General features: G+C 73.4%; 6 protein-coding genes and 1 pseudogene. 5 read left to right on the top strand and 2 right to left on the bottom strand.

The window, feature by feature from the left end; genetic code table 11:
- Window positions 1–341 (top strand): annotated as a pseudogene (locus VR45_RS02230) (NADH-quinone oxidoreductase subunit D); the annotation flags it as partial.
- Window positions 342–396: 55 nt separating this feature from the next.
- On the opposite strand, the gene VR45_RS02225 reads toward VR45_RS02230, so the two are convergent.
- Together VR45_RS02225 and VR45_RS46610 are read right to left on the bottom strand one after the other, a co-directional pair.
- Window positions 397–1,221, bottom strand: coding sequence for a hypothetical protein (locus VR45_RS02225; protein WP_045937956.1), 825 nt, complete (start codon window positions 1,219–1,221; stop codon window positions 397–399).
- 145 nt (window positions 1,222–1,366) lie between these two features.
- On the bottom strand, window positions 1,367–1,504 hold the full coding sequence (locus tag VR45_RS46610) for a hypothetical protein (protein ID WP_159394097.1): 138 nt from the start codon (window positions 1,502–1,504) through the stop codon (window positions 1,367–1,369).
- Between the two features lie 42 nt (window positions 1,505–1,546).
- On the opposite strand from VR45_RS46610, the gene VR45_RS02220 reads away from it, so the two are divergent.
- The 4 genes from VR45_RS02220 to VR45_RS02205 all read left to right on the top strand — a co-directional run.
- Window positions 1,547–2,509: a Ppx/GppA phosphatase family protein gene (locus VR45_RS02220; protein ID WP_045937952.1), complete on the top strand. Its 963-nt coding sequence runs from the start codon at window positions 1,547–1,549 to the stop codon at window positions 2,507–2,509.
- Between the two features lie 622 nt (window positions 2,510–3,131).
- A complete protein-coding gene (locus VR45_RS02215) occupies window positions 3,132–3,935 on the top strand; it encodes a sugar phosphate isomerase/epimerase (protein ID WP_199839821.1) in 804 nt (267 codons plus the stop codon).
- Window positions 3,936–3,967: 32 nt separating this feature from the next.
- The gene (locus VR45_RS02210) at window positions 3,968–4,756 is read left to right on the top strand and encodes a class I SAM-dependent methyltransferase (protein WP_052708780.1); all 789 of its coding nucleotides are present in this window, start codon (window positions 3,968–3,970) and stop codon (window positions 4,754–4,756) included.
- 166 nt (window positions 4,757–4,922) lie between these two features.
- On the top strand, window positions 4,923–5,589 hold a 667-nt coding region (locus tag VR45_RS02205; protein ID WP_045937951.1), incomplete at its 3' end, for a dihydroxy-acid dehydratase.

The raw sequence follows: 5,589 nt of genomic DNA, 5'->3' as shown, positions 1-5,589 counted from the left end.
GCTTCGAGTGTCTGCTGGAGCAGACCGTCAACGCGCTCGACCTCGCGGACGCCTGCCTCGACAAGCTGGCCCTGCTCGCCCCCGGGCCGGTCAACCTGAGGCTGCCCAAGGTGCTCAAGGCCCCGGAGGGCAGCACCTACGCCTGGACCGAGAACCCGCTCGGCGTCAACGGCTACTACCTGGTGTCGCGCGGCGACAAGACGCCGTGGCGGCTGAAGCTGCGCTCGGCCTCGTTCAACAACATCCAGACGCTGACCGAGCTGCTGCCGGGGACGCTGGTCGCGGACATGGTGGCGATCCTGGGCTCGATGTTCTTCGTCGTCGGCGACATCGACAAGTAGCGCCGACCGGGGGGGCGGGCGGGCCCGCCCCCCGGGGGTTGCGCTTGGGAGCGCGCTACTTCTTCGGCGCCTTCGGCCGCTTCGCCGGGTCGGCCGGGTGCGGGGCCACCTTGCGGTCGCCCTTGGTGGCGATCCGCTCCTCGCAGAGGCCGGCCAGCACCCGGTACGCGGCCCGGCCCATCAGCTCGGTGAGCTCAGGGCGGTAGCTGACGAACACCGGGTCGGCGCCCTGGTGGGCGTCCGGGCTGCCGGTGCACCACCAGTGCAGGTCGTGGCCGCCCGGGCCCCAGCCCCGGCGGTCGTACTCGCCGATGGTGACCTGGAGGTAGCGGGTGTCGTCCGGCCGGTCGATCCAGTCGTAGGTGCGGCGGACCGGCAGCTGCCAGCAGACGTCCGGCTTGGTCTCCAGCGGCTCGCGGCCCTCCGCGAGTGCCAGCGCGTGCAGGGCGCAGCCCCCTCCGCCGGCGAAGCCGGGGCTGTTCACGAAGATGCAGGCGCCGTCGACCCGCCGGGTCTGGCGGTCGCCGTCCTCGTCGAACATGGTGATGCCGCCGTCGATCTTGAGCCGGCCCTTGGCGTCGGTGCCGTGCCGGTGGTTCTCCCACAGCTCCGGGGTCAGCCGGGCCGCGTGGCCGGCCACCCGCTTCTCGTCGTCCTCGTCCGAGTAGTGCGCGCCCAGGGTGCAGCAGCCGTCGGACTCGCCCCGGCCCTCGCGGATGCCCTGGCAGCCCTGGCCGAAGATGCACGACCAGCGGGAGGTCAGCCAGGTCAGGTCGCAGCGGAAGACCTGCTCCTCGTCCTCGGGGTCGGTGAACTCGACCCAGGCGCGCGGGAAGTCGAGCGGGACCTCGGGGCGGAGCTCGGAACGGAGGGTCGGCATCGCCAGGTCGACGGCGCCCGGGCCGTCGCTCCCGGACTTCTTCTTGCCGCCCTTGGAAGTGCCGCTGTGCTGGGACGTCTCTGCTGCTGCCACCCGGCAAGGGTAGAGCCTCCGCGGAGCTGCGAACCGTCCGTGGTCACGCGGTTCACGGCGAGTTCACCGCCCGGCCCGGTGAACGCCGGGTCAACACCGGCCGAATGTCGTTCGAACCGGCGCCCCGGTCCGCGCCGGCCGGCCCGTCCCCGGCCGCGATCAGTACCCGGACCAGCACGAACACCGGCACGACCGGTCTCCTCCGGCGTGAGATCGCGTAGCGTGGAGGGTTATGCGACTCGGTGTGCTCGACGTAGGTTCCAACACGGTCCACTTCCTGGTGGTCGACGCCCACCCGGGCGCCGCACCCCTGCCCGCGTACTCCCACAAGGCCGAGCTGCGGCTCGCCGAACTCCTCGACGAGCAGGGCGCGATCGGCGGGTCCGGGGTCGAGAAGCTGATCGGCATGATCACCTCCTCGCTGCGGGTCGCCGAGGACAAGGGCGTGGTCGACATACTGCCCTTCGCCACCTCCGCCGTGCGCGAGGCCGCCAACGGCGAGGAGGTGCTCCGCCGGGTCGCCGAGGAGACCGGGGTCGAACTGCGGGTGCTCTCCGGCCAGGACGAGGCCCGGCTCACCTTCCTGGCGGTCCGCCGCTGGTTCGGCTGGTCCTCCGGCCGGCTGCTCAACCTCGACATCGGCGGCGGCTCGCTGGAGATCGCCTGCGGTCTGGACGAGCAGCCGGACGTGGCCTGCTCGGTGCCGCTGGGCGCCGGCCGGCTGACCGCCCGCTGGCTGCCCGGCGACGTCGCCGACCCCGAGCGGCTGCGCGAGCTCAGACGGCACATCCGCGCCGAGATCGCCACCGTCGTCGGCGAGATCTCCCGGCTCGGCGCGCCGGACCACGCCGTCGCCACCTCCAAGACCTTCAAGCAGCTGGCCCGGATGACCGGAGCCGCCCCGGCCGACGCCGGTCCGTACGCGGACCGCCGGCTCACCCGCGTCAACCTCGCCGCCTGGTTGCCCCGGCTGTCCACGATGACCGTCGCCGAACGGGCGCAGATCCCCGGGGTCTCCGAGGGCCGCGCCAAGCAGCTGCTCGCGGGCGCGCTGGTCGCCGACGCGGCGATGGACCTGTTCGGCCTGGACGAGCTGGACGTCTGTCCCTGGGCGCTGCGCGAGGGCATCATCCTGCGCCGGCTGGACGCCATGGACAGCCCGGCCGACCGTCGTCGGCCCGCGCTCATCCCCTGACACCGGGGCGGGGCGGCCGGGCGCGCGCCGACCGGCTCCCCGTTCCGGGCGCGGTCCGCTTACGCTGTCTCCCGTGGCGCAACCAGCGGACGAGGACGGGACGCGGGAGGGCCGCGCGCCCCAGGACGGGAAGCCGCGGCCGGACGCCCCGCGCCGCGCCGGGCGCCGCACCGGCCCTGGTCCCGCTCCGGACAGCGACTCGACCCCTGGCCAGGACACCGGCCCGGGGGCTCCTGCGCCGGCCCGCAAGCTCGGCAAGGCGGTCAAGGGCGTCAAGAGCGTCAAGGGCGTCAAGGCGGTGAAGGCGGCCCGGGAGGCGGCCGGCGGCGTCGCCGAGAAGGCGGCCCGCAAGGCCGCGAGCCGCGCGGCCACCAAGGCCGCCGGAGCCACCAAGGCATCCAAGGCCACCGGAGCCGCCGCGGCCGCCGGGGCGGCGAAGACCGCCAGGGCGCCCAAGGGCCCCAGGGCCCCCGGCGCCGAGCCCACCCGCACCGCCCGGGCGGCCGGCGCCGCCAAGGCCGCCGTCCAGTCCGTGAAGTCGGTCAAGGCCGCCCGCCAGGCCGCCGCCCGCCCGCCGCTGCTGCGCACCACCGACCGCCTGGTCCTGCCCCCGCACCCGGCCCTGCACATCCCGGACACCAAGGTCGTCCTCTCCACCGCCTCGGTCTACCCGGCCACCACCGCGGTCGCCTTCGAGCTGGCCGCCAAACTCGGCTACGACGGTGTCGAGGTGATGGTCTGGAACGACCCGGTCAGCCAGGACATCGAGGCGCTGCGCCGGCTCTCGGACGCCCACCGCATGCCGATCCTCGCCGTGCACGCGCCGTGCCTGCTGATCACCCAGCGGGTGTGGAGCACCGACCCGTGGACCAAGCTGGTCCGCGCCCGCGCGGCGGCCGAGAAGCTCGGCGCGAGCGCGGTCGTCGTCCACCCGCCGTTCCGCTGGCAGCGCCAGTACGCCCGGGAGTTCGTCGAGGGCATCCACCGGATGGCGGGGGAGACGGACGTCCGCTTCGCGGTCGAGAACATGTACCCGTGGCGGTACAAGGACCGCGAGGTGTTGGCGTACGCGCCGGGCTGGGACGTCACCGAGGAGGAGTACCGGCACTTCACCATCGACCTGTCGCACGTCGCCACCTCGCGGGTGGACGCCTTCGCGATGGTCGAGCGGATGGGGGACCGGCTCGCGCACATCCACCTGGCGGACGGCTCCGGCTCCGGCAAGGACGAGCACCTCATCCCCGGCCGGGGCAAGCAGCCCTGCGCCGAGCTGCTGGAACACCTCGCCCGGACCGGCTTCGACGGCCACGTCGTGCTGGAGGTCAACACCCGCCGCTCCGCGTCGCCCGCCGAACGCGAGGCCGATCTCGCCGAGGCCCTCGCCTTCACCCGCTTGCACCTGGCCACACCCGCGCGCGTACGCTGACGGCACACGAACTGCCGTCCACAGGGGGATACATGGCGGAAAAGACCGGATCCAGGCCCAGCAGCGACTTCCGTGAACTGGCGAAGTCCTTCGGCGGCGTGGCGGCGGAGTACGACCGGGCCAGGCCCTCGTACCCGCAGGAGCTGTTCGACGCGCTGGAGCGGCTGGCCGGGCGCGGTCTGGAGGGCGCGCGGGTGCTGGACGTCGGCGCCGGCACCGGCATCTCGACCCGGCTGCTGGCCGGCCGCGGCGCCGACGTGGTCGCGGTGGAGCCGAACGCGGGCATGGCCGGGCAGTTCCTCGCCGCCTCGCCCGGGCTCGGGCTGGTCCGGGGCAGCGGCGACGAGCTGCCGTTCCACGACGACTCGGCGGACTTCGTCACCTACGCCCAGGCCTTCCACTGGACCACCCCGGAGAAGTCCGTGCCGGAGGCGATCCGGGTGCTGCGGCCCGGCGGCGCCCTGGCCCTCTGGTGGAACGTGAAGGACAGCGGCGTCGCCTGGGTGCGGGCGATGGGCGAGCGGCTCGCCGCCGCGCTGCCCACGACCTACCACGGCTACGGCGCCGTCAACGAGGTCACCTCCCACCTCGCCCCGTACGACCTGCGGACGGAGCACACCCGGCTCCGCTGGGAGCGCCGGGTCACCGTGGACCATGTGATCACCGACCTCACCTCCCGCTCCTACCTGGCCGCGCTCACCCCGGAGCAGCGCGCGCCGCTGCTGGCCGTCGAGCGCGAGGCCCTGCTGGCGGAGTTCCCGGACGGCACGGTCGTCGAGCCGTACGTGCTGGACCTGACCGTCGCGATCACCCCGTCCTGACCCGCGCCGGGGGCCGCCCGGCCCCGTCCGGCGGCCACCCGGCTGACCGCATCGCGGACGCCGTGTCCGCCGGACGGACGGCGGGCGTAGGCTCGACAGACACAGTGGCCCCGCACCCTCCTGATCGAGCGGGGCCGCCAGTCAGCCTCCGAAGGAGTGGAGCACAGTGCCCGAGCTGAGGTCCCGTACGGTCACCCACGGTCGCAACATGGCAGGCGCCCGGGCGCTTCTCCGGGCGGCCGGCGTAGCCCGCGAGGACTTCGGCAAGCCGATCATCGCGGTCGCCAACTCCTTCACCGAGTTCGTCCCCGGCCACACCCACCTCCAGCCGGTCGGCCGGATCGTGTCCGAGGCGATCAAGCAGGCCGGCGGCATCCCCCGCGAGTTCAACACCATCGCGGTGGACGACGGCATCGCGATGGGCCACAGCGGCATGCTCTACTCGCTGCCCTCGCGCGACCTGATCGCCGACTCGGTCGAGTACATGGTCAACGCGCACTGCGCGGACGCGCTGATCTGCATCTCCAACTGCGACAAGATCACCCCCGGCATGCTGATGGCCGCACTGCGGCTGAACATCCCGACGGTGTTCGTCTCCGGCGGCCCGATGGAGGCCGGCAAGGCCACCCTGGTCGACGGCACGGTGCGCAAGCTCGACCTGGTCGACGCGATCTCGCAGGCGGTCAACGAGAACGTCTCCGACGAGGACATCGCGATCATCGAGGAGAACGCCTGTCCGACCTGCGGCTCCTGCTCGGGCATGTTCACCGCCAACTCGATGAACTGCCTCACCGAGGCGATCGGCCTCTCGCTGCCCGGCAACGGCTCGCTGC

The sequence above is a fragment of the Streptomyces sp. NRRL S-495 genome (assembly GCF_000966955.1).
Taxonomy (GTDB): Bacteria; Actinomycetota; Actinomycetes; order Streptomycetales; family Streptomycetaceae; genus Kitasatospora; species Kitasatospora purpeofusca.
This window is presented reverse-complemented; position numbering and strand designations above follow the sequence as displayed.

Coding starts and splice junctions, on each gene's coding strand:
- VR45_RS02210 (WP_052708780.1), top strand. CDS start 3,968: ATGGCGGAAAAGACCGGATCCAGGCCCAGCAGCGACTTCCGTGAACTG.
- VR45_RS02220 (WP_045937952.1), top strand. CDS start 1,547: ATGCGACTCGGTGTGCTCGACGTAGGTTCCAACACGGTCCACTTCCTG.
- VR45_RS02225 (WP_045937956.1), bottom strand. CDS start 1,221: ATGCCGACCCTCCGTTCCGAGCTCCGCCCCGAGGTCCCGCTCGACTTC.